The sequence below is a fragment of the Streptomyces spiralis genome (assembly GCF_014654675.1).
GTDB lineage: Bacteria > Actinomycetota > Actinomycetes > Streptomycetales > Streptomycetaceae > Streptomyces > Streptomyces spiralis.
Genome location: NZ_BNBC01000062.1, coordinates 17040 through 36968, shown reverse-complemented (window position 1 = coordinate 36968; position 19929 = coordinate 17040). Strand labels below are relative to the sequence as shown.

Annotated in this window: 16 protein-coding genes and 6 pseudogenes; 8 read left to right on the top strand and 14 right to left on the bottom strand. The window is 69.2% G+C overall.

Features of this window, described 5'->3' with window-relative positions:
• Position 1: 1 nt before the first annotated feature.
• Entirely contained in the window at positions 2-1456 is a 1455-nt protein-coding gene (locus tag IE318_RS39325) for an MFS transporter (protein ID WP_189907694.1), read from the bottom strand.
• Positions 1457-1685: 229 nt separating this feature from the next.
• Here IE318_RS39325 and IE318_RS39320 point away from each other — a divergent pair, with 229 nt between their 5' ends.
• A complete protein-coding gene (locus IE318_RS39320) occupies positions 1686-2276 on the top strand; it encodes a TetR/AcrR family transcriptional regulator (RefSeq protein WP_189907693.1) in 591 nt (196 codons plus the stop codon).
• A gap of 97 nt (positions 2277-2373) precedes the next feature.
• On the opposite strand, the gene IE318_RS39315 is transcribed toward IE318_RS39320, so the two are convergent.
• The 6 genes and pseudogenes from IE318_RS39315 to IE318_RS39290 all read right to left on the bottom strand — a co-directional run bounded on the left by IE318_RS39315 (position 2374) and on the right by IE318_RS39290 (position 7080).
• Positions 2374-3426 carry a YncE family protein gene (locus IE318_RS39315; RefSeq protein WP_189907692.1) on the bottom strand — a complete coding sequence of 351 codons (1053 nt, stop codon included), beginning with the start codon at positions 3424-3426 and terminating at the stop codon, positions 2374-2376.
• A 57-nt stretch (positions 3427-3483) separates the two neighbouring features.
• Entirely contained in the window at positions 3484-4380 is an 897-nt protein-coding gene (locus tag IE318_RS39310; protein ID WP_189907691.1) for an SDR family oxidoreductase, read from the bottom strand.
• Between the two features lie 154 nt (positions 4381-4534).
• Positions 4535-4684, bottom strand: a complete 150-nt coding sequence (locus tag IE318_RS39305) for a hypothetical protein (RefSeq protein WP_229904063.1) — start codon at positions 4682-4684, stop codon at positions 4535-4537.
• A 91-nt stretch (positions 4685-4775) separates the two neighbouring features.
• A pseudogene (locus IE318_RS46425) lies at positions 4776-5006 on the bottom strand (IS21 family transposase); the annotation flags it as partial.
• Positions 5007-5772: 766 nt separating this feature from the next.
• Positions 5773-6066 (bottom strand): hypothetical protein, encoded by a 294-nt coding sequence (locus IE318_RS39295; RefSeq protein ID WP_189907690.1) that lies wholly within the window; start codon positions 6064-6066, stop codon positions 5773-5775.
• Between the two features lie 207 nt (positions 6067-6273).
• Complete coding sequence (locus IE318_RS39290) at positions 6274-7080, bottom strand: oxidoreductase (protein ID WP_189907689.1); 807 nt, start codon at positions 7078-7080, stop codon at positions 6274-6276.
• Between the two features lie 90 nt (positions 7081-7170).
• On the opposite strand from IE318_RS39290, the gene IE318_RS39285 reads away from it, so the two are divergent.
• Complete coding sequence (locus IE318_RS39285) at positions 7171-7695, top strand: MarR family winged helix-turn-helix transcriptional regulator (protein ID WP_229904061.1); 525 nt, start codon at positions 7171-7173, stop codon at positions 7693-7695.
• A gap of 405 nt (positions 7696-8100) precedes the next feature.
• Here the strand turns inward: IE318_RS39285 and IE318_RS39280 are convergent.
• The 3 genes and pseudogenes from IE318_RS39280 to IE318_RS39270 form a co-directional block, all read right to left on the bottom strand.
• Positions 8101-8759, bottom strand: a pseudogene (locus IE318_RS39280) (nucleotidyl transferase AbiEii/AbiGii toxin family protein).
• A pseudogene (locus tag IE318_RS39275) lies at positions 8756-9120 on the bottom strand (hypothetical protein). The pseudogenes IE318_RS39280 and IE318_RS39275 overlap by 4 nt, the downstream one beginning before the upstream one ends.
• A gap of 126 nt (positions 9121-9246) precedes the next feature.
• Positions 9247-10185, bottom strand: a complete 939-nt coding sequence (locus IE318_RS39270) for an endonuclease/exonuclease/phosphatase family protein (protein ID WP_189907688.1) — start codon at positions 10183-10185, stop codon at positions 9247-9249.
• Positions 10186-10406: 221 nt separating this feature from the next.
• On the opposite strand from IE318_RS39270, the gene IE318_RS39265 reads away from it, so the two are divergent.
• Positions 10407-10703 (top strand): transcriptional regulator, encoded by a 297-nt coding sequence (locus IE318_RS39265; protein WP_373311415.1) that lies wholly within the window; start codon positions 10407-10409, stop codon positions 10701-10703.
• A 53-nt stretch (positions 10704-10756) separates the two neighbouring features.
• Positions 10757-10987 (top strand): bacteriocin immunity protein, encoded by a 231-nt coding sequence (locus tag IE318_RS39260; protein ID WP_189907687.1) that lies wholly within the window; start codon positions 10757-10759, stop codon positions 10985-10987.
• Positions 10988-10996: 9 nt separating this feature from the next.
• Here the strand turns inward: IE318_RS39260 and IE318_RS39255 are convergent.
• Positions 10997-11859 (bottom strand): annotated as a pseudogene (locus IE318_RS39255) (IS5 family transposase).
• 53 nt (positions 11860-11912) lie between these two features.
• Between IE318_RS39255 and IE318_RS45670 the strand changes: the two are divergent.
• Positions 11913-12070: pseudogene (locus tag IE318_RS45670) on the top strand (response regulator transcription factor); the annotation flags it as partial.
• A gap of 87 nt (positions 12071-12157) precedes the next feature.
• Positions 12158-12286: a hypothetical protein gene (locus IE318_RS39250; RefSeq protein WP_373311414.1), complete on the top strand. Its 129-nt coding sequence runs from the start codon at positions 12158-12160 to the stop codon at positions 12284-12286.
• A gap of 12 nt (positions 12287-12298) precedes the next feature.
• On the opposite strand, the gene IE318_RS39245 is transcribed toward IE318_RS39250, so the two are convergent.
• Positions 12299-13015, bottom strand: coding sequence for an SDR family oxidoreductase (locus IE318_RS39245; RefSeq protein ID WP_189907686.1), 717 nt, complete (start codon positions 13013-13015; stop codon positions 12299-12301).
• Positions 13016-13087: 72 nt separating this feature from the next.
• Here IE318_RS39245 and IE318_RS39240 point away from each other — a divergent pair.
• Positions 13088-13904 (top strand): annotated as a pseudogene (locus tag IE318_RS39240) (helix-turn-helix transcriptional regulator).
• A gap of 79 nt (positions 13905-13983) precedes the next feature.
• On the opposite strand, the gene IE318_RS39235 reads toward IE318_RS39240, so the two are convergent.
• Both IE318_RS39235 and IE318_RS39230 read right to left on the bottom strand, forming a co-directional pair.
• A complete protein-coding gene (locus tag IE318_RS39235) occupies positions 13984-17022 on the bottom strand; it encodes an AfsR/SARP family transcriptional regulator (protein WP_229904060.1) in 3039 nt (1012 codons plus the stop codon).
• A 574-nt stretch (positions 17023-17596) separates the two neighbouring features.
• Positions 17597-18289, bottom strand: coding sequence for an SDR family oxidoreductase (locus IE318_RS39230; RefSeq protein WP_189907684.1), 693 nt, complete (start codon positions 18287-18289; stop codon positions 17597-17599).
• Between the two features lie 173 nt (positions 18290-18462).
• Between IE318_RS39230 and IE318_RS39225 the strand changes: the two genes are divergently transcribed.
• Positions 18463-19392, top strand: coding sequence for a helix-turn-helix transcriptional regulator (locus IE318_RS39225; protein ID WP_189907683.1), 930 nt, complete (start codon positions 18463-18465; stop codon positions 19390-19392).
• Positions 19393-19929: the final 537 nt, after the last annotated feature.

The window sequence follows — 19929 nt, the reverse complement described above, 5'->3', positions numbered from 1 at the left end:
TTCAGGCACGTGCTCGGCGGGAACGGCGCGCTGCCCAGGTCATCTCAGTGACCACCAGGGCGCCTGCTGCGAGGACGATGAGAGCGACGACCTTCAGCGCAGTTCCCGCACTCGCGGTGTAGGCGGTGATGACGGCGTTGTGATGGGACGGGGCGGCAGTCAGGGCCTCGGCGACGGTGCGCGGGATGTGACCGCCGCGGGCAGCAGCGGGGGCGTGGCCGGGCAGGTCGTGGACGAAGCGCGAGGTGAGGATGGTTCCGATCACCGCGACACCGAGAGCGCTGCCGAACTCGCGCGTCGTCGACTGAAGGCCGCCGGCGACGCCTGCCTGCTCTCGGGGCAGCGCGGCGGCTATCGCCGCAGTGAGCGCCGGCAACGCCAAGGTGGCGCCGACTCCGACGACGACGAGCCAGCCCGCATAGGCCAGGTAGCTGTCCTGGACGGTGAGGGCCAGTCCGAAGATGCCGAGGCTGATGACGAGGAACGCGGCCACCAGGACCGAACGGTCACCGAGACGGCCCACGAGCGCCGGAACGTACCGTGTGCCGACGAGCAGCGGAACACTCAGCGGCATGACGCCGAGTCCCGTCTGCAGCACGGAGAACCCGCGGCCGTACTGCATGAGGGAGGCGTTGAGGAAGAAGAATCCGAACATCCCGAAGAAGACGATGAGCATCCCCAAGCAGGCGGCCCGCAGCGCCGGCACAGCGAACAGCCTCGGGTCCAGCAATGGGTGCGGCACGCGCAGTTCACCGATGACCCACACAGCGAACAGGACGAGCGAGCACACGAACGCGCCGATCACGAAGACACTCCCCCAGCCCTGCTCCGGGCCCTGAATGATGCCGAGCAGCAGCACGAGGGTGGCCAGCGTCAGGATGACGGCGGCACGCGGATCGAGGTCACGGTGGCTGCGAGCACTCCTCGGCGTCGCCGCTGCCACCCAGATCACGCACACCGCGGCCAGGGGTACGACGGCCAGGAAGAGCGCACGCCATGATCCCGAGGTGAGTACGGCTCCACCGCCCAGGTTGCCGATGAGACCGCCCAAGCCCGACATGGCGGCCCAGACCGCCAGTGCGTGGGGACGTCGGGACGGCTCGGTCGCGTGGATGAGCACGGCAAGCGCGTTGGGCAGGACACAAGCGGCACCGACACCGGTGACGGCACGGCCGACAAGCATCATCGCCACATCACCGGCGGCCGCGGAGACCACAGCGCCGACAGCGAAGATCACCAGACCGCTGAGGAGTACTCCCTTGCGTCCGGCTCGGTCGCCGAGGGCGCCGGCCGGAATCACCAGGCATGCGAACAGGATGACGTAGGTGTCGACGATCCACAGAAGCTGTGCGGACGACGGGTGGAGGCTGCCGGCTGCGAGTTCGGGTATCGCGAGGTTGATCGACGCGACGAAGCCGACGACAAGGACGGTGCAGAGGGAAGCACAAGCCAGCACGCTCCCTGCCCGGGTCTGCTGTGTGCCGCCGATCGACGTCGGTCGGGTGGATGGGGACGGGTGAGTCACGAGGGCTCCGGATGATCGGCTGATGGAGAAGGGCGCAGGTGTGGCCAAGGCCGGACAGGCGACGCGCCCGGCGAAGCGTGGATGCCGGATGACCGTGTCCGGAAAGCTCCAGAAACCACCTCAGATATACGAGACAGCATGTCCATGTATAGTTCCGGACATGGAGAAGGAGCACGGTCGCGGCCGCCCTCGAAGCGAACAAGCACGCATGGCGGTCCTACACGCCGCCGACGACCTGCTGCTCGAGGTCGGCTATGCCGGCATGACGATGAAGAACATCGCCGAGCGGGCGCGCGTGTCCCGGCAGACCGTCTACCGATGGTGGTCCACCAAGGCGGAAATCCTCTTCGAGGCCAGCGCCGGCGACGCGGCGGAAGAACTCGCCGTACATCCCTCCGACAACCCGGTCGACGACCTGACTGCCTACCTGGAGGCACTCGTCCGCTTTCTCGCGCACTCGCCGGCCGGGGCTGCGTATCGCGCGCTCATCGGCGAGGCGCAGCACGATTCGGCTGTCGCGGGCCTTCTCGCGGCCAAGGACATCCTCGGGGAGAGTGCACGAGCCGCGGTGGAGCGCGTGCTGCGGTCCGACGCCGACTCACGCACCATCGACCAGGCCACCGCCTTGCTGGTGGGACCCACGTTCTTCTGGATCCTCAGCGGGCGCGACCCCGATCAGCTCGTCGCCCGCGAGCGAGCCGAGGCATTCCTGCACGAGGTCCACGCCGGAGACATCGCGGGTCGCGCCTGAGGCGCGGCGATACCGTGGGAGCGGATGCCGGCCCGGTCGGTCACGGCAAAGCCGCCGTGACCGACCGCCGCACACAGGCAGCGAGTCCAGACTGCGGTCAGGCCGGACGCGGGATGTAGGCCAAGCCGTGTGCGCCGGTCTCCCCGAAATGGGGGCGGTCCAGGCGGGCCAGGCGCTCCAGCGTCTCCAGATCGACGATGTCGACGACGGAGGAGGCGTAGGAGGCCACGTAGGCGATCCGGCCGTCAGGAGACGAGGTGATGGTCAACGGACAGCGCCCCACCTCGAGCTCGCCCACCTGCTCATGGGTGCCGGCGGAGAAAACCGTCAGGCGGCCCGGCGCCATGCGCACGGCCCCCGGCGCCGACTCCGGTTCGACGGCCACTTCGCCCGCGAGGAGCTTTCCCGTCGAGGTCAGGTGCACGGGCATGACGCGGTTCTGGGTGGGAAGGGTGTCGACGACGGACGCCGTCCGTGTGTCGATGACCTTGATTCCGGGACCCGGTCGATCCTCGGTGACGGAGTACGAGCCGTTGTAGGGCGCGGCGACATAGGCGCGGGTGCCGTCGGCGGAGACGGCGACTCCCTCACTGCCCGGCACTTCGACCTTCGCGGTGAGGGTTTGCCGTTCGAGGTCAAGCACCGACACGAAGGGCGCCTCCTTGTTGGCGACGTATCCGGTCCTTCCGGCCGCGTCGACGGCGACCCAGTGCGAGCCGGGCGCGTCTGTGTCGATCCTGCCCACCGGCCGTCGGGTCTGCGTGTCGATGATCACGACGCCGCCGGGCCGGTCTCCAGCGCCCTCCACGGTGACGTAGAGGCGACCGCGTGCCGTGTCCAGCGCGAGGCCGTGCGGAGCGTGTTCCGGAGCGAGGTCGACGACGTCGACGACGCTGGATGTGGCGGGGTCGACGGCGATCACCTCGGTGCGCCGTCCACTGTTGGCGTGGTAGAAACCCGAGTGGTACGTCACCGTGCACCACAGCAACCGCTGGGTCGGGTCGAAGCACAATTCATGGGGTTCGGCGAGCGTTTGAACGGTGCCGAGGTGCCGATCGCAGGCGACGTCGAAGAACGAGATCGCCGGCCTGCTCTGGATGACCACGGCCAGAACGTCGCCGTCTCGACCGGCGCGGGGGGATGGCGGCATAGCCGATTTCCTTACTCGAGGTGGTGGAACCGCCGGTCCTTGCCTGGCGGGGCTGGTTCAGGCGGTGGCGTAGGCGCCGGACTCGATGTCCTCGACCAGGGTCGGCCCGGTCGGCGCCCAGGACAGTGCGGCGCGGGTGATCTCGCTCGAGGCGGTCATCGTCCTGGCGAAGAAGCCACCGACGAACCCGAAGTGAGCGCCGGCGTCCTCCGGGTCGATCGAGACCACCGGAATGCCGAGGTAACGCCCGATGGCCTCCGCGATCGCCTTGGTGGTGATGGCCTCCTCGGCGGTCACGTGCAGCCGCGTCCCGGCAGGGGCCTTCTCCAGCCCGAGCCGGATGAGCCGGGCCGCATCCGAACGGTGCACCGCCGACCAGGTCGTGGAGCCGTCACCGATGTAGCCCGAGACTCCCTGCTTACGGGCAGCGCAGACCAGGAAGTTGACGAACCCCCAGTCTCCCGTGCCGTGAACGCTCGGCGCGAAGCGACTGATGATGGTGTGCACTCCCTGGCCGACATAGTCCAGCGCGAGGTTCTCGCTGCCGCCCCGGTTGGAGTCCGGACCCACGGCCGGGGAAGGATCCGACTCCACGGCGGCCCGGCCCTCGACGAGTCCGGAGATGGCCGCCGCGACCACGAACGGGCGATCGGTACCGACCAGCGCCTCGGCGAGCGTCTCGACCGCGGTCCGCTCGGCGCGATCCGACTCGGCCGGGTTGCCCCAGTCATGCTTGTTGGCCATGTGGACCACCGCGTCCGCGTCGGTCGCCCCACGGCGCAGGGAGTCGAGATCGTCGAGATCCCCACGGAGTACGACGGCCCCCTTCGACGCCAGTGACTGCGCGGACGTCTCCGACCGGGCAAGGCCGACGACCTCATGGCCCGCGGTCATCAGGTCGTCCACGACGGCGGATCCGATCCAGCCGCTCGCTCCGGTTACGAATACACGCATCTGCGCTACCTCATTCAGCTCTTGTCGGGGCATCGGCACTCCGCCGGCAAACATCGCCCGCACCCGGGCAGGCCCGGCGCATTCCGGAAGGGCACGAGATTTTCGGAGCACCGTGTCCAGAAAGCTAGCAGATACGAGACACCGTGTCCACATATTACCGGGCGGCGACGGCTTGCACGGTCTCGCCGATGTGCTCGCGGTGGGCGAGGCGGCGGGCCAGTGCCTGCCAGTTCTTCACATGGGTGATGCCGTGCTCGACGCGGATGCGTCGCGAGGAGTGGGCCTTGCGTCGCTGCTCGTGCATTTCCTCTTGCCCCTCGGCGAGCCGCTCGACCGGTTTGCGCCGAGTCGCCATGCCTGCGGGAGTTGACCTCGTCGCAGAAGCCCCGGCAGGCCAGACACGAGGTCACCGTCGGCAGCGTCCTGTCCCAGATCGGGATCACGATCCTGAACCGGGACCAGGCCAGCCAGGCGCACCACAAGATGGTCTTGCGGCCCTGGATGGTCGGCCCGTCACCGAAGCCGTACTGAATCCACAGCCCCGGCTCGGTCAGCCACGGCCGACAGACCCCGCGCCGACCGGCCCTGAAATGGGCTTTCGCCTCTGCGACCATGCGACGCACCGTCGCCATCCGCGGCAAGAAGGTGATCACGACGATCGCCGATCCGGCCGCCGAACGGGCCCTGGACCTCTTCCACCGCGACTTCGTCGCCGGCGCCCCCAACCGCTGTCGGGTGGCCGACTTCTCGCACGACGCCACCTGGAACGGGGGGTGTCTACGTCGCCTTCGGCGTCGGCACCTTCTCCCGCAGGATCGTCGGCTGGTCCGCCGCCACGTCCGAGGAGACTCGCCGTCCCGGGCGCACCGGAGATGGCGTTGTGGCAGCGCGACCGGGACGGATTTACGTGCACACACGGCGAGTTGATACATCACAGCGACGCGGGGTCGCCGTACACATCATTCGCGCCGACCGAGCATCTGGACCGAGCAGGGATGGCGGCATCGATCGGCTCGGTCGGCGACGCTTACGACAACGCCTGATGGAGAGCGCGATCGGCCTGTTCAAAACCGAGCTGATCCGGCCGCCCCTGGGTGACGCTCTCCCAGGTCGAGCTCGCCGCCGCCGAGGAAGCCACGAAACCCCAGGTCACAACCATCATCTGAGATCTCTGCCGAACCCGGGACGATTCACGCGGGTGCTGCGCGGGCCACCAGCATTCATTGCGCACTCCGCCGCGCAAGCCGGAACTGCCCATGGCACAGGCCCGGCCATGACGGTCCCAGACCCCCACCGTCTGGCCCGACCACAACAGGTCACAGCGTTGTGCAGCCCTGTCAGCTACAGGCGCGGGCCTGGCAGACGAGCAGCACGCTCGGGTGGGGCCTGTGGTCAGGGTGTGTCGCCGGAGTAGTAGAAGCGGCAGCTCACACCCGGGCCCGGTGTACTCGGCTCGCCGGGGCGCGGCTCGTACAGCGACCGGCCACCGGGGAACCGGCCGAGCTCGGTGGACAGGGCCGCACCGCCGTCGACTTCCTCCGGCCGCCAGCCCATGATGTCCAGCAGCAATCCGTCCAGCGGCCCGCCTATCAGCGCCGCATACCTCTGCCCGGGCAGCGGGCCGGGATCGTCGTCATGGTCACGGCCGTAGACTCGGCCGCGTAGCAGCTGCTCATCACCGTTCATGCCGTCCAGCCTTTCAGCCGCCGCCGACAACACGGGCTTGCCCAAAGCCACCCCGGGGCTTGCCCGCGTCGCCTGCTCAGCTTCCTGCTCCTGGCGGTCGCGCTCCTCGGCTTCGGCCTTCCGTGGGACGGCGACGGCCCGACTCCGGGCGCCAGACGGCACCTGCGGAACCGGTCACGCGGACAGGGCGGTCCCCGACCATGCTGTTCAGAGCGTGGGCAGGATCCCCCCATCCACCGACACGGTGATGCCGGTGAGGTAGGACGCGCGGGGTGAGGCGAGGAAGGCGATGAGCTCCGCCGCCTCCTCCGGCCGGCCAGGACGGCCGAGCGGCGCGGCGAGACGCTTGTGGAACTCCTTGCGGATCTCCTCCAGGTCACGGCCTGTCCGCTCCGCGGCCTGCCGGAGGCTCGCTTCGACGGCGCCGGTCTCGATGACGCCCGGCATGACCGCGGTGACGCGTATCCCGTGCGGCCCGCAGGCGAGGGCGAGGCTCTTGCTGTAGGCGTTGAGGGCGGCTTTGGCCGCTGCGTACGGCGTGCCGTTGGGCTGTGGGTAGCGGGCGGCGTTCGAGGAAACGTGGACAACGGCTCCGTGCCCCTGCGCGGTCATGTGCGGTACGAGCACGCGATCCACGCGGACGACGGACAGCAGGTTGTCGTCGAGGTTGGCCAGCCAGTCGTCGTCGGACGCGGCGAGGACGCCGTCCGGGACTTGGGTGTTCCGGCCGGCGTTGTCGATGAGCACATCGATGCCGCCCAGATGCTCCAGTGCGGCCCGCGCCGTCGTCTCGGCGCCTTCCTGCGTGCTCAGATCACCTGTCACCAGCTGAACTCCGACCGGCATTTCGACCTCGCGTCGAGCGATGGCGACCACCTGGGCTCCGGCGGCGGCCAGCCGCCGCACGGTGGCCGCACCGATGCCGCGGGTGCCGCCGGTGACGACGGCGCGGGCCCCGTGCAGGCCCAGGTCGGTGGCCGAATCGGAGAGCGGCGTGGAAGCGATGGTGGGCATGGCACTCCTGGGCTCGGTGCATCGACTTAAATCATTTACCTCGATCCTTCATATAGGACGCTACACGATTTCGCCGGGTAAAGTGACAGGGTGACCAAGGCATCCCCCATCACCACGCCGACAGTGCCGTCCGCGACACGGCGCGACGAGCCCAGGAACAGCCCAGGGCTGATGCTTGCCCTGCTCGGGCACGAGGCGATGCGGCGCCTGCGGGACGCGCACACCGCCCACGGGCTCACGCCTCGGCAGTTCCACATCCTCGGACTTCTCCATGCCCGCGGCCCGCTTGCACAGACAGAGCTGGCGGTCGAGACGGACACGGCGGCCAGCATCCTGGTCACCCAGCTGAACCCGTTGGAGGCTGAGGGCCTGGTGGCCCGCACCCGCGACATGCACGACCGTCGACGCCACGTGGTGGTGCTCACGGGGGATGGTGAACAGCGGCTGCGCGCCGCGACGGCGGCGCAGCACGCGGTGGAGGACGGCCTCTTCCAGTCGCTGGAGGGCTCTCAACGTGCGGAGTTGACGCGTCTGCTGATGCTCGTACGCGACGACCTCACCGGCGGCGAGGAGCACTGCGCCACGCCGTCCTCGCTCGACCGGAAGTCAAGCTGAGCCTCCGCGGGGGACCGGGCAATCGCTCCTGGACGCCACCCGCCGCACCCGGCGCCGACGCGTTGTCGGCGGCTGCGGTCGCCAGGGCGCTCGCCGCGCGCTGGCTGCTGCAGCACCGCCGCCGCAAGCCCGGCGAAAAGATCGCGATGACGTCGCAGACCTCACCTGCGCAGGCACAGCCGGCCACCGACACCGAGCCGGACGGCGCTGCACGGGGGCCCGGCGCTGCGCCCTCTGGCGCACCTGGCGACGCCCGCGGGCCCACCACGACCTCAGCGCCGCACGCCGGATCAACCAGGCGTCGGACTGCTCGCTCGAGATGGGCACCCCTCAGCTCATCAACGAGTTCCTCGACACCACAGCCAGCGCGTGATCACACCGCCGCGAGAAGGCTGCGGTCTCCTGTCAGGCGTTCTCGTCGTGGATCCGCGCCCCCAGGTCCTCCGCCCACGCCAGCGCCCACCTCTTGAGTTCTTCGATCTGCCGGGAGGTGAGCCCGTACGCGGCGTAGTCCTCGTCCTCGTACCAGTCCGCACCGGTGAGTCGGTCACGGAGATTTTCCAGGCTGAATTCATCGGGGGCGCGGCGGCGGCCGAGGGATTCGAGATCGGCGGTGGAGCGGTGGCGGGAGGCGGCCCGGACGTCGATGAGGTCGCGGACGGTCCCGCGGTCGGCGAGCGCGCGGACCTTGGTGCCGATCACGTCGTCAAGGGAGAGGACGGGACCGTAGGGGGTCTGGGCGGGCGGGGCCCAGAATGCCTCCTTGAGGACGTCGACCTCGCACTCCTCGCCGGTATCCGGGGCGGTGACAAGGAACCGGCCGCTGAGTGGGTCGGTCTGGACATGTGTGGTCCGCCAGCCACGCGCGGCGAGGCCGGCTGTGAGGACAGCAACGATCTCGTCCATCGGAGCGGGATTCTCGGTGGCGACGTCGAGATCACGGCTGATGCGTTCGACAGACCGTGGGCCTGCACGGCGTATCCGCCGGTGAGGACCAGAGGACAGGGAGAGCCGAGATCGAGGATATCGGCAAGGAGACGCTCATGGAGCGGGGTGAGCTTCACGCGGCCGTCGTGTCGGCCGGAGCGGTGCGGGGCAGCTCGGGGAAGGCGTCCTCCCAGACCTCGCGAATGTAGGGGCTGACCAGGCGACGTAGAACGGGCCATTGCTCGGCCAGCAGCCAGTGGTGCAGGAAGGCCGCCAGGTCCTGGCGCAGGCCCTCAGCAAGGACGGTCCGGTAGAGGGTCATGCGGGACTTCGGGCGGTCCAGGCTGTAGCTGGTCCGCCCGGACCAGACGACGTGGAGCGGCAGGTGTCGACGGTGCCCTCGACGGGGCCGGCCAGCTCTTCCAGGCGCTCGGGCAACCGACTGTGGTAGCGGTCCCGCAGTACCTCAGCGCGCAGGGCGGTGGTCGTCACATCCATGCATCCAGTATCGCTGGTACGAGGGGCGCCATGGCAGATACCCGGCTCTCCTGCCGTATGGGGGGTCAGGCGCCGTCGATCTCCCCGGCATCTCACCAGCGGACCCCGCACCACATCATCACCCCCTCAGCCAATGGACGCTCGGTGCCGCCTAGTGGCGAGCATCGGCCGTATCCGGGCGATGACCGGGAGATGGTCGCTGGCGGTAGGAGGCAGGGTACGAATGTGACCGACGGTCGCCGAGCGGGCCATGATCTGGTCGATCCGGGCCAGTGCGAAGGCGGCGGGGAAGCTGAAGGCGAAGCCCCGTGCCGGTACGTTCAGCTGTGAGGTCAGCGGGGTCAGTCCACGGTCATCGACCGTGCTGTTGAAGTCGCCGAGGAGTATCACCGTGCGCGATGTGTCGGCGGCCACGGCCTTGGCCAACAGGTCGGCGCTTTCGTCGCGCCAGGACGATGCGAGGCCGGACGCGTGGACTCGGACAGAGGGGAGGTGCGCGACGTACACCGCGATCTCACGGTGCGGCGTGCGGACCATGGCGCGTAGCCCGCGGCTCCAGGGCTCTGTGATCCCGGATGGCCTGATGTCCAGCCTCTGGACGTCGGTGAGCGGGTGCTTCGACCAGAGTCCGACGGTGCCCACCACCGCGTGGTACGGGTAGCGCGGGGCAAGGGTTCTTTCGTAGACCGGCAGCGCCGCGGGCACCAGTTCCTCCAGGTCGATGAGGTCGGGCTCGGCATCGGCCAGGGCGCGGGCCGTGCCGGCGGGGTCGGTGTTCTCGTCGCTGATGTTGTGCTGCACCACGACGAGGTCTTGTCCACCAGGCTTCCTTCCGGGCAGGAGCAGCCCGCCGAAAAGGTACGTCCAGGCAGCCACCGGCAGGAGCAGGGCCACCAGCGCGAGTGCCGAGCGGCGCAGCAGCGCCAGACCGAGCAACGCCACGATCACCAGGCCGGACCAGGGCAGGAACGATTCCAGCAGACTGCCCAGGTGTCCTGGGACATTCGGAACCAGCCGATGGAATGCCAGCAGCACTGCTGTCAGCACTGCGAGCGCGGCAAGCATCCACCCCCGCGTCCAGCACGACCAGCCCTTTGCGTTCCCGCCCGCGGACCTCCACCTTGTCCTGCGGGGTGTTGACGTCTTCACCGCCGCCGACGCAACGCCGGCCCGCTCACCCATGGCTTCCCCTCCGCACGTCCTTTGCCCGCGTTCTTGCCCTCCAGGACGAGCCAGCTGGTGAATCGGGTTCTGCTCACCTCCAACTCGGCGACGGCCCGGACAGGGTGACGGCGACACGGCGGATCGTCGCCGCCGCCGCGCCCGATGAGCGGGGCAGACCCGTACCGCAGGTCCTGGTCCTCACGGTGTTCGACACCGATGCCGACATAGCCCGCGCCCTGGCGGCCAGCGCCACCGGATACCTGCTCAAGGCGGAGCGACCACAACTGTTGTTCGCCGCGATCCGGGACGCCGCCGCAGGGCGCACCGTACTGTCGGGAACCGTCGCCGACCGGATGATGTCCCGGATCCGCCCCCGGGTCGCCCTGACCGAACGAGAGCGGGACTCCTCAGCCACCTAGGAACTGTCCGGGCGATCATGCGTCCCGTTAGGGTGACTCGGCGGAGGGGCCTGATGAGTGCTGTGGAGATGAGTCGCGCGGATGCCGTGGCGCTCGTGCAGCGGATCATGCAAGCGGACTACGCCTCAGACGACGAGGTGGACGGCTGGCTGGACATGCTCGACAGAGCCCTGGCATGCCCGTCCGGTCATGTCAGCGGCTTGATCTTCTGGCCGCCGGAGCAGGAGCTTTCGGCTCATGAGGTAGTCGATGAGGCCCTGGCGTATCGGCCAATTGCCTTGTGAGGTCGGGACTCAACTCCGAAGCCAGATGAGCAGAGCTGCGGTGGTCGCGGTGCCGAGGAAGACGTAGGCGCGCTTGTCATAGCGAGTGGCCACGGCCCGGGACTGCTTCAGCCTGTTGATCGCTCGTTCGACGGTGTTGCGCTTCTTGTACCGATCTTCGTCGAAGCCGGGTGGCCGTCCGCCGCGTGAGCCTTTGCGCAGGCGGGCGGCCTGGCTATCGGACTTCTCCGGGATCGTGTGCCGGATGCCCCGGTGCGGCCGGCCCGGGCCGACCCGCGGAACGCGGATCTTCGCCAGCACCGTCTGGAACTGGGTGCAGTCCGCCCGCTGTCCGCCGGTGACGACCAGGGACAGCGGGCGGCAACGGCCGTCCGCGCTCAGGTGGAGTTTGCTGGTGAACCCGCCCCGCGAGCGGCCCAGGCCCTCACCTCCTGCACCACCTCCACCAGCCGGGCGAGCAGGCTCTGCCACGGTGTATCGCCCTGGTGTTCTGCCGCTTCGGCCCCCTTTGACGCGGGCGCCGACGGCGGTTCCGTCCGGGCACCGGCCGCGTGCTGATGGGCCCGCACGATGGTGGAGTCCACCGAGATGTCCCAGTCGATCTCGCCCGCGACGTCGGCAGCGGCCTGGACCTGCTGCAGCAGACGCTCCCACGTCCCGTCGGCCGACCACAGCCGGTGGCGTTCGTAGACGGTCTTCCATGGACCGAACCGCTCGGGAAGATCCCGCCACTGCACTCCGGTCCGCACCCGGTGCAGAATCCCATCGATCACCTGTCGATGATCCCGCCATCGGCCACAACGTCCATTGCTCACCGGCAAAAACGGCCGCAGCCGTTCCCACTCGGCATCTGTCAGATCGCCCCGCCCCATGCCCACGACAACGAGCCAGCCACAGGACGGTTGCGTGATCGCCCGGACAGCTCCTAGCCGGCGGCCTCACCAACCGGGAGATCGCGCGAGCCCTCTTTTTTCTCAGTGAGGCACGGTCAAGACCCACCTGGGCCGCATACACACCAAGCTGGGCGTGCAGACCAGGGCGGCCGCGGTGGCGACGGCCGCTCCGCACCGCCTGCTGCCGTGAGGAGCCAGGCCCACGCCCGGCGGAGCGGACGGCCGCTCGCCCAGCAGAACACAAGAGATCCCGGCAGGCGTCGGAGTACTCGCGTTCTTGACCGAGCGCCGCTCGGCTGTCGTCAACGCCTTCTTCGACCTCGCGGACACGATCATCACCGTCCGCAGCCTCATCCGCGGAGACTGGACCACCTCCCGGCTGGGGCACCCGCCCCCGATGCCATGACTGATCAGCCATTCACCAGGGCACGGGCGTGCCGTCCCAGGAGAAGAAGCCGCCGGTGGGGCCGTCGTCGGGCAGCAGGGCCAGGCGGACGGCTCCCTGGGCGGCCTCGGCCGGGTCGCCGCCCGCGGCGGCGGCCCGCGGATTGAGGTCGGTGGCCCGCAGGCCGGGGGCAAGCGCGTTGACCTTGAAGCCGTCCTGCTCCAGCGTCTGGGCGTAGAGGACGGTCAGGGCGTTGAGCGCGGTCTTGGACGACCGGTAGGCGGCGGCGCCACCGCTTCCCGGGGTGAACTGCGGGTTGGGGCTCGTGCTCCAGGTCAGCGAAGCGGTGCCGCTGGAGATGTTGACGATGCGTGGGTGCGGGGATCGGCGCAGGACGGGCAGGAAGGCGTTGGTCACCGCCACCACCCCGAACACGTTGGTCTCGTACGTACGCCGGAACTCCTCGACGCCGGTGTCGGCCGGCGGGGCCAGTGACGGTGAGATGCCGGCGTTGTTGACCAGTACGTCCAGGCGGTCGACGTAAGCCGCGGCCTTCGCGATGCCGTCGGGATCACTCACGTCGAGGACCAGCAGGCGGGCGCCCGCGCCGATCTCCTCGACGGCCCGCTGTCCGCGCCCGGCGTCGCGGGAGCCCACGTACACGGTGAGGCCCTCGGCGGCGAGCAGCCGGGCGATATGCTTGCCGATGCCCTTGTTGGCGCCGGTGACCAGAGCTGCGCGTTCGTTCATGGCGACCACGGTGCCCTGGCGGTGGAGGCCCTGCCAGGGGCAACCTATACCAGGCAGGCCGTGGGAGGTGGCATGGCACGGCAGGAGTTGGCTGCTTTCTGCTGGACCGCCGGGCGGGTCTGCGCCCGCAGGAGTTCGTCCTTGCGGCGACAGGCGCGGCGCGCCGTAATCCGGGTCTGCGCCGTGAAGAGGTGGCCGAGCTCGCCCACATGTCGGTCGACTACTACGCGCGGCTGGAGCAGGCCCGGGGACCGCGGCCGTCGGCCCGGATCCTGGACGGGCTGGCCCGGGCGCTGCGGCTCACGCCGGCCGAGCGCAGCCATCTGTTCCGCCTGGCGGGATCGAGCGTGCCGCCCGGCGTCAGCGCCGTGCGGCGGGTGCGTCCGCATGTGGCCCGGATGCTGGAGCGACTGCCGGAGACGGCCGCCGTCGTCACGGACGCGACGTACGGGGTCATCGCCTGGAACCCCCTGGCCCGGGCGCTGCTCGGCGGCGACCTCGGAGGCAGGACGACGAATCTGGCCCGGCGCCGCTTCCTGGACCAGGCGCGGACGTATGAGAGCTCCAGCACCGAGGAGTTCGGGCACATCGCGGTGGCGCGGCTGCGACGGGCCGCCGACCGCTATCCGCATGACCCGCAGCTGACCGCTCTGCTGGCCGAACTGCACGCCGGCAGCGAGGAGTTCCGGCAGATCTGGGAGACGCGTCCGGTCCACGCTCCCGGGCACCGCACCAAGACGCTCGACCACCCCCGGAAGCCGGCCCGCTGCGGTTGAACTGCGACGTCCTGCTCGTGCCCGAGGACGACCAGGAAGTCGTCCTGATCACGGCGGACCGCGGGTCGCGAGCCGCGCGAACCCTGCGACGGCTGGCCGGACAGGCGGCCTGAAACGGAAGACACGCACAACACGCCGCCTGCCTGCACGGCCTTGGGGACGAAGCCCTGATCCCGGATGTCCAGAACTGGATCAAGTCCAGTAGGGATGCGGCCGCGCGTCCGACATACGGCGGTCGAGGTCGTGCAGCCCCTCCCGTATCTTCGCCGCATGCGGATCCTCGAACTCCGTGAGGATCGCCAGCGCCTGTTGCCAGCTTGTGCGGGCGGCCTCGTGTTCACCCGCGCCCAATTGAACGTCACCGAGGCTGCCCAGGGTATGGCCCTCCCCCCACCGGTTGCCCACGTCCCGGTGCGCTTCGAGGGCCTGGTGATAGCGCTCGACCGCGTCCTCCCAGCGGCGGAGCCGATGGGCGATCGCGCCGAGCAGGTGGAGCACGTTGCCTTCGAACCAGCGGTTGCCCATGGCGCGCAGGAGGACCAACGCCTCCTCCAGGTGGTCTCCGGCCTCGTCGAACCGTCCCAGTCGCTGGCAGGCGTCGCCCAGATTGGTCAGGGCGATGGCTTCCCCCCAGGCACAGCCGTGGATCCGTGCCATGGCGAGCCCGCGACGACCGTATTCGACGGCCTTCTCGAGTTGGTCACCCTGCAGGTAGGCGTTGCCCATGCTGACCATGCACCGTCCCTCGCCATCGATGTCCGCGAGCTCGCGGTACACGCACATCTGCTGTTGATAATGCTCTATGGCCTCGTCGAGCCGGTTCATCTGCGTCAGAGCGTCGGCCACTCCCCCGAGGCTCCAGGCCTCGCCCCTGCGGTCACGGGCGGCGCGAGCGGCCGCAAGAGCCGTCCGGGACGTCTCGAGCCAGTCGTGCAGGTGCCTGCCCAGGTAGAAGAAGCCCCACATCATGGCGGCCAGTCGCCAGGCGTCACCCGGCCGACCGGACGCGGCTGCCCGATGGACGGCTGCGACGAGGTTGCCTCTCTCCATCTCGCACCACTGCACTGCCTGTTCCTGGGTCGTGAAGGCCAGGGGGTGGCACCCGGGAGCGACCGGTTGCGAGGGGACCCGTGCGCGGTCGGGGGTGAGGAGAGGGTAGGCGGCATCGACGGTGTGCAGGTACCAGGACAGGAGCCGCTCCAGGGCCTGTTCCCGTCCGGCCGGCGGCTCGTCGGCGAGGAGTTGTTCGCCGGCGTAGGTGCGCAGCAGATCGTGCGTGGTGTAGCGGCCCGGGAGGCTTTCGGTCAGCAGATGGGCCCGGGTGAGCTCGCCGAGCAGACCGCGGGTCTCGCGCAGCGGCAGCCCGGCGAGGGCCGCGACCCCGGGCGCGGAGAAGGCGTCTGTGCCGGGGTGAAGGCCGAGCAGACGGAACAGCCTCGCGGCCGGTGCGGAGAGCGCCTCGTAGGACCACGAGAAGACAGCGCGTACGTCGGTGTTGAGTTCGCCGCTGGAAAAGGCGTCGAGGCTGCCGTGATCCTCCCGCAGGTCCTCGGCGATCACGCTCAGCGGGAAACGGGGCTGGATCGCCGCACGGGCCGCCACGATGGCCAGCGCCAACGGCAGCCTGCCGCAGCGCTCGATGATCTCGTCCACCGCTTGCGGCTGCGCCGCCACCCGCTCGGCGCCCAGGCGACGTATCAGCAGGGCACGCGCGTCTGCGGGCGTCAGCTGGTGAAGGGTGACCGGGTGTGCGCCGTGGCCGGCGATGAGACCGGTGAGCTGGTTCCGGCTGGTGATGATGACCAGGCAGCCGGTCGCACCGGGTAACAGGGGACGGATCTGTTCGACATCGCGTGCGTTGTCGAGAACGATCAGCATCCGCCGGTCGGCGAGCAGACTGCGGTACAGGGCCGCCTGGGCGTCGAGTCGGGAGGGAATCCTCTGCGGGGGGACGCCGAGCGAGTCGAGGAAGATACGGACCGCTTCCCCCGGCGGCATGACCGGGTTGGCGGGGTCGAAACCGCGCAGATTGATGAAGAGCTGTCCGTCGGGGAACTGGTCGGCGATCTCGTGGGCCCAGTGCACAGCCAGGGTGGTCTTGCCGATGCCGGCCATGCCGCCGATCACCACCGCGGGCGGGGGCTGGCCATGCGCGGGCAGCAGGGCGCGGGCCTGGCCGAGTTCGCTGATCCGGCCGGTGAACGTGGGCAGGTCCGCGGGCAGTTGAGCGGGCCGAACTGGGGTCGCGGGGGGTGGCGGCACGAGGGTGTGCGCGGGGGAATCCTCCTGTTGCCGGCCTGCCGCCGAGGGGTTCAGCGACGCGTCCGCAGCCAGAATGCGCTCGTGCAGTTGACGCAACGGCGTTGAGGGTTCGATGCCGAGCTCGGCCACCAGGACACGCCGTGTCCTGCGGTAGCACGCCAGGGCCTCGGCCTGCCGCCCCGACCGATAGAGGGCCAGCATGAGCAGCTGGCACAGCCGTTCCCGCAAGGGATACTCCTCCACCAGCGCGCGCAGCTCGGCGATCACCTCGTCGTGCCTGCCGAGTTGGACATCGCTGTCCAAGCGGGCCTCGAGTACGGACAGCCGCTTCTCGTTCAGGCGGGTGCGTTCCGCATGGGCGAGCGGGCCGGGAAGGCCGGCCAGCGGTGTTTCGTGCCATTCCTCGAGCGCGGCGTGCAGCAGATCGGCAGCGGCGGAAACCTCGCCCATGGCGTGCAGCTTCTTCGCCCGCGCGACTTGCTGTTCAAATATTCCCAGGTCAAGAGCCTCGTCCGGCACCTGCGCCAGGTATCCGTTGGCAGCCGAGACGATCAGCTTGGGTGACTCGCCGACTCCGCGAGAGGGTTCCAGCACTTTCCGCAGGCGTGACACATACGTCCGCAGCACCGACACTGCCGCCGCCGGAGGCTGCGCCCCCCACACCGCATCAATGAACTCGTCGACGGTGACCAAGTGACCCCGCCGCAGCAACAGCACCGCCAGTACCAAGCGCTGCTGACGCGGCCCCAGGTCGACTTCTCGCCCGCCGTGCCATGCCCGGACCGGCCCGAGCACGGCGAAACGCCAGGCGCCGTGCTCAAGGGCAGCCTTCGTGCGCTCGCCGCGCCGAGGAGGTTCCCCATGGCGAGGGACGGCTTGCTCTGCCGGCTGCGGCGCACGATGTGCCGGTTCCGGTTCCTCCTTGCCGACGTCGGCGTTCGACGACGATCTCCCGGCGGAGCGGGACACAGGCACCCGGTCACCACGGACGGCGCCGGACGGCACAGGCCTGTCGGCAGCAGGCCTGCCTGCGTCATGATTCCACTCCGTACTCATGGCAATCTCCTGGCTGCCGTGTCACTCGTGGCAGACAGGGTGGTCTGCACGCCGCGGCCGCCGCTGTCCGGCGGCAAACGCATCGCAGCAGCCCTTCATCGATGGGGACATCGCGTTCGGTTCGCCTTCTTACGTTGACGAGTTGAGACTCGGGTCGCCTGGACCGGGAGACACTGCAGGTCGCTGTGGAGTTCGATCCTGACACGGCCCTTGGCTCCCGTACCCCTTGCAGCACGGGTATTACGTGACTGAGACGATTCAGACGGAGGTTCTGCGCCTTCCGTCCGGCTGCGCGGGTCCGGCCCGGGCCGGCCGGGAGTCCCGACCACAGCCGGCCCGGGCCGACAGCGTTTCCAACGCCGCAGACACCTGAAACGATGTGTGGGAGGCCGCGCAGCTGTGCCGCCAAGCGGTGCCATGACCTGTGACCCGGCCGCCGAGGAAAGCTCCGGGAGAGTGAGCGGCGTGGTGGGAGACCCGAGCGTGGTCAGACAGGCTGGCCGATGGGCCGGACGGTCATGGTGTTGAGGTCGACTCCCGCGGGCTGGTCGAGGGCGAAGCAGACGGCCTCGGCGATGGGCTGGGGAGGCAGGGCGAAGGGGGGAACGCCGGCGCCTTGCCAGAAGGGCGTGTCGATCATGCCAGGGTTGACAAGAGTGACACCGACGCCGCGGTTCGTGGCGTGCAGCCGCAGGTTCTCGGCGAGCCCCGTGACGGCCCACTTGGTGGCTGAGTAGAGATTGCCGGGAGAGTTCTTCAGCCCGGCGACGCTGCCGATGAGCACCAGCCGTCCGCCGGAGGACTCAAGGTGGGGCAGGGCGGCATGGGCCAGCAGGGCGGGGCCGAGGACGTTGGTGAGGACCATGGGGGACCACCGTGTCGGGTCGCCGGCCCCGATGGTGTCACCGGTCATGAATCCGGCGTTGGCCACCGCCGCGTCAAGGGCGCCGAAGTACTCCACGGTGCGGGTCACGGCGGACTGGGTGTCCTCCCAGTCCGCCGCGTCCGAGACAAGACCCAGCAGCCGGTCGGGGTGGCCGGTCTCGTCGAGGAATGTCTTCAGCTTGGTCTCGCTGCGACCGGTGACCGCCACATGGTGGCCGCGGTCGAGGAGCAGCCGGGCGGTATAGGCGCCGATGCCGCTGGTCGCGCCGGTGATCAGTACGGTCTTGCTGGCCATGGTCAGGCTCCTGAGGTGTCGATGCAGGACGGCGGACGGCGGCACTCGCCGAAGGAGTGCCGTTCTAGTCCGCCGACCTCAGGAAACCGACGCCGTCGGAGGCGGACAAGGTCGCGCTTATGGGGGTATAAACACAACCTGTTTAGCGACCGGGCCATCAGTACCCTGGACGAATGGAATCTCCGTCCGAAAACCACATCGGTGATCCCACCGACAACCGCTCGGACATCCGCGATTTCCTCATCAGCCGACGCGCCAAGCTCTCCCCGGAGCGGGTCGGACTGCCCACGAGCCGACGCCGCCGGGTTCCGGGACTACGGCGCGAGGAGGTCGCGGCCCTCGCCGGCGTGAGCACGGAGTGGTACACACGGCTGGAGAGGGGCCACATCGGCGGTGTCTCCGAGGATGTGCTGGAAGCGGTCGCGCAGGCGTTGCTCCTCAATGACGACGAGCGCACCTACCTGCTCGATCTGGCCAGAGCGGCTCGCCCCACCCGCCGCAGGTCGCACCGCCGCAGGGACGTCAGGATCCCGTCCTCTGTCCAGTGGATGGTGGACTCCATGACCATGGCCCCCGCCTTCGTACGCATCGGCCGTCTGGACATCGTCGCGAGCAACGCACTGTGCAGGGCCCTGTACTCACCGATGTTCCACAGCGACACCACCCGCGACCGGGGCTTCGCCAATTTCCCCCGCTACTTCTTCCTCGACCCCGGCTCCCGCGACTTCTTCGTCGACTGGGAAGAAGGCGCGAGGACCACGGTCGCAGTGCTCCGCGCCGAAGCCGGACGTGAACCTCACGACCGGGCCCTGCGCGAGCTCGTCGGCGAACTGTCCACGCTCAGCCCCGACTTCCGCACCATGTGGGCCAGCCACGACGTCCGGATCCGTCACGAAGGCGTCAAGCGGCTGAACCACCCGGAAGTCGGCGGTCTGGAGATGACCTTCCGCTCCCTGAACCTGCCCCTGCCTCAGCGGGCCGTCCACGACCTGATCATCTACGCGGCCGAGCCGGGCACCCCCTCGGAGGACCGCCTCAGACTCCTCGCCAGTTGGACAGCACCGCAGACCTCACCCACGGACTCGATCCGCCCGCCTCGCTGATCTCACGCGTTCGTGGGGACCGAGGACCTGCGTCCCGGCACGCTCACGGAGAGGCGGAGAAGAACATCCCGGAATGTCTCCCTCAGCGACTCAGCGACTGAGGCAGCCACCGAAATGCTTGGGTCGCTGCCTCAGTCGCTGGACAAAGAAGCAGGTCAGAGGGCATAGGCACGCCGAGGCAGCGACTGAAGCGACTGAAGGTTCCCATCAGGGGAACGAATTCGCGCGCATGAGCGAATGTCCGGAGTCAACCCGGATCCTCGGTCGCTTCGGTCGCTGACCTTGCTGAGTGACGCGCCTGACCTGGCCTTATCTGCAGCGACCCAAGCCGACGGCGGTGCTTTGGTTCAGTCGCTGAGGCCGCATTCCTCCTTCCCCCACATGAGGGACGACACGAACCGTCAGTGACAGGGTGAGCGAACGGCTGGGCGTGGTAAGGCGCATGCGGGGCTCACAGCACACCGCGCCGGGTGAGGTTGTGCATCACCTCTCGTACGCCGAACGTCCACGGTGCGGCCTGTTCGCTGGTGGTGACCT

Excerpts from the sequence above, each read along its gene's own strand:
- IE318_RS39245 (WP_189907686.1), bottom strand. The coding sequence starts at position 13,015 with ATGAACGAACGCGCAGCTCTGGTCACCGGCGCCAACAAGGGCATCGGC.
- IE318_RS39270 (WP_189907688.1), bottom strand. The coding sequence starts at position 10,185 with ATGCTTGCCGCGCTCGCAGTGCTGACAGCAGTGCTGCTGGCATTCCAT.
- IE318_RS39310 (WP_189907691.1), bottom strand. The coding sequence starts at position 4,380 with ATGCGTGTATTCGTAACCGGAGCGAGCGGCTGGATCGGATCCGCCGTC.
- IE318_RS39290 (WP_189907689.1), bottom strand. The coding sequence starts at position 7,080 with ATGCCCACCATCGCTTCCACGCCGCTCTCCGATTCGGCCACCGACCTG.
- IE318_RS39295 (WP_189907690.1), bottom strand. The coding sequence starts at position 6,066 with ATGAACGGTGATGAGCAGCTGCTACGCGGCCGAGTCTACGGCCGTGAC.
- IE318_RS39225 (WP_189907683.1), top strand. The coding sequence starts at position 18,463 with ATGGAATCTCCGTCCGAAAACCACATCGGTGATCCCACCGACAACCGC.
- IE318_RS39315 (WP_189907692.1), bottom strand. The coding sequence starts at position 3,426 with ATGCCGCCATCCCCCCGCGCCGGTCGAGACGGCGACGTTCTGGCCGTG.
- IE318_RS39305 (WP_229904063.1), bottom strand. The coding sequence starts at position 4,684 with ATGCACGAGCAGCGACGCAAGGCCCACTCCTCGCGACGCATCCGCGTC.
- IE318_RS39320 (WP_189907693.1), top strand. The coding sequence starts at position 1,686 with ATGGAGAAGGAGCACGGTCGCGGCCGCCCTCGAAGCGAACAAGCACGC.
- IE318_RS39260 (WP_189907687.1), top strand. The coding sequence starts at position 10,757 with ATGAGTGCTGTGGAGATGAGTCGCGCGGATGCCGTGGCGCTCGTGCAG.
- IE318_RS39230 (WP_189907684.1), bottom strand. The coding sequence starts at position 18,289 with ATGGCCAGCAAGACCGTACTGATCACCGGCGCGACCAGCGGCATCGGC.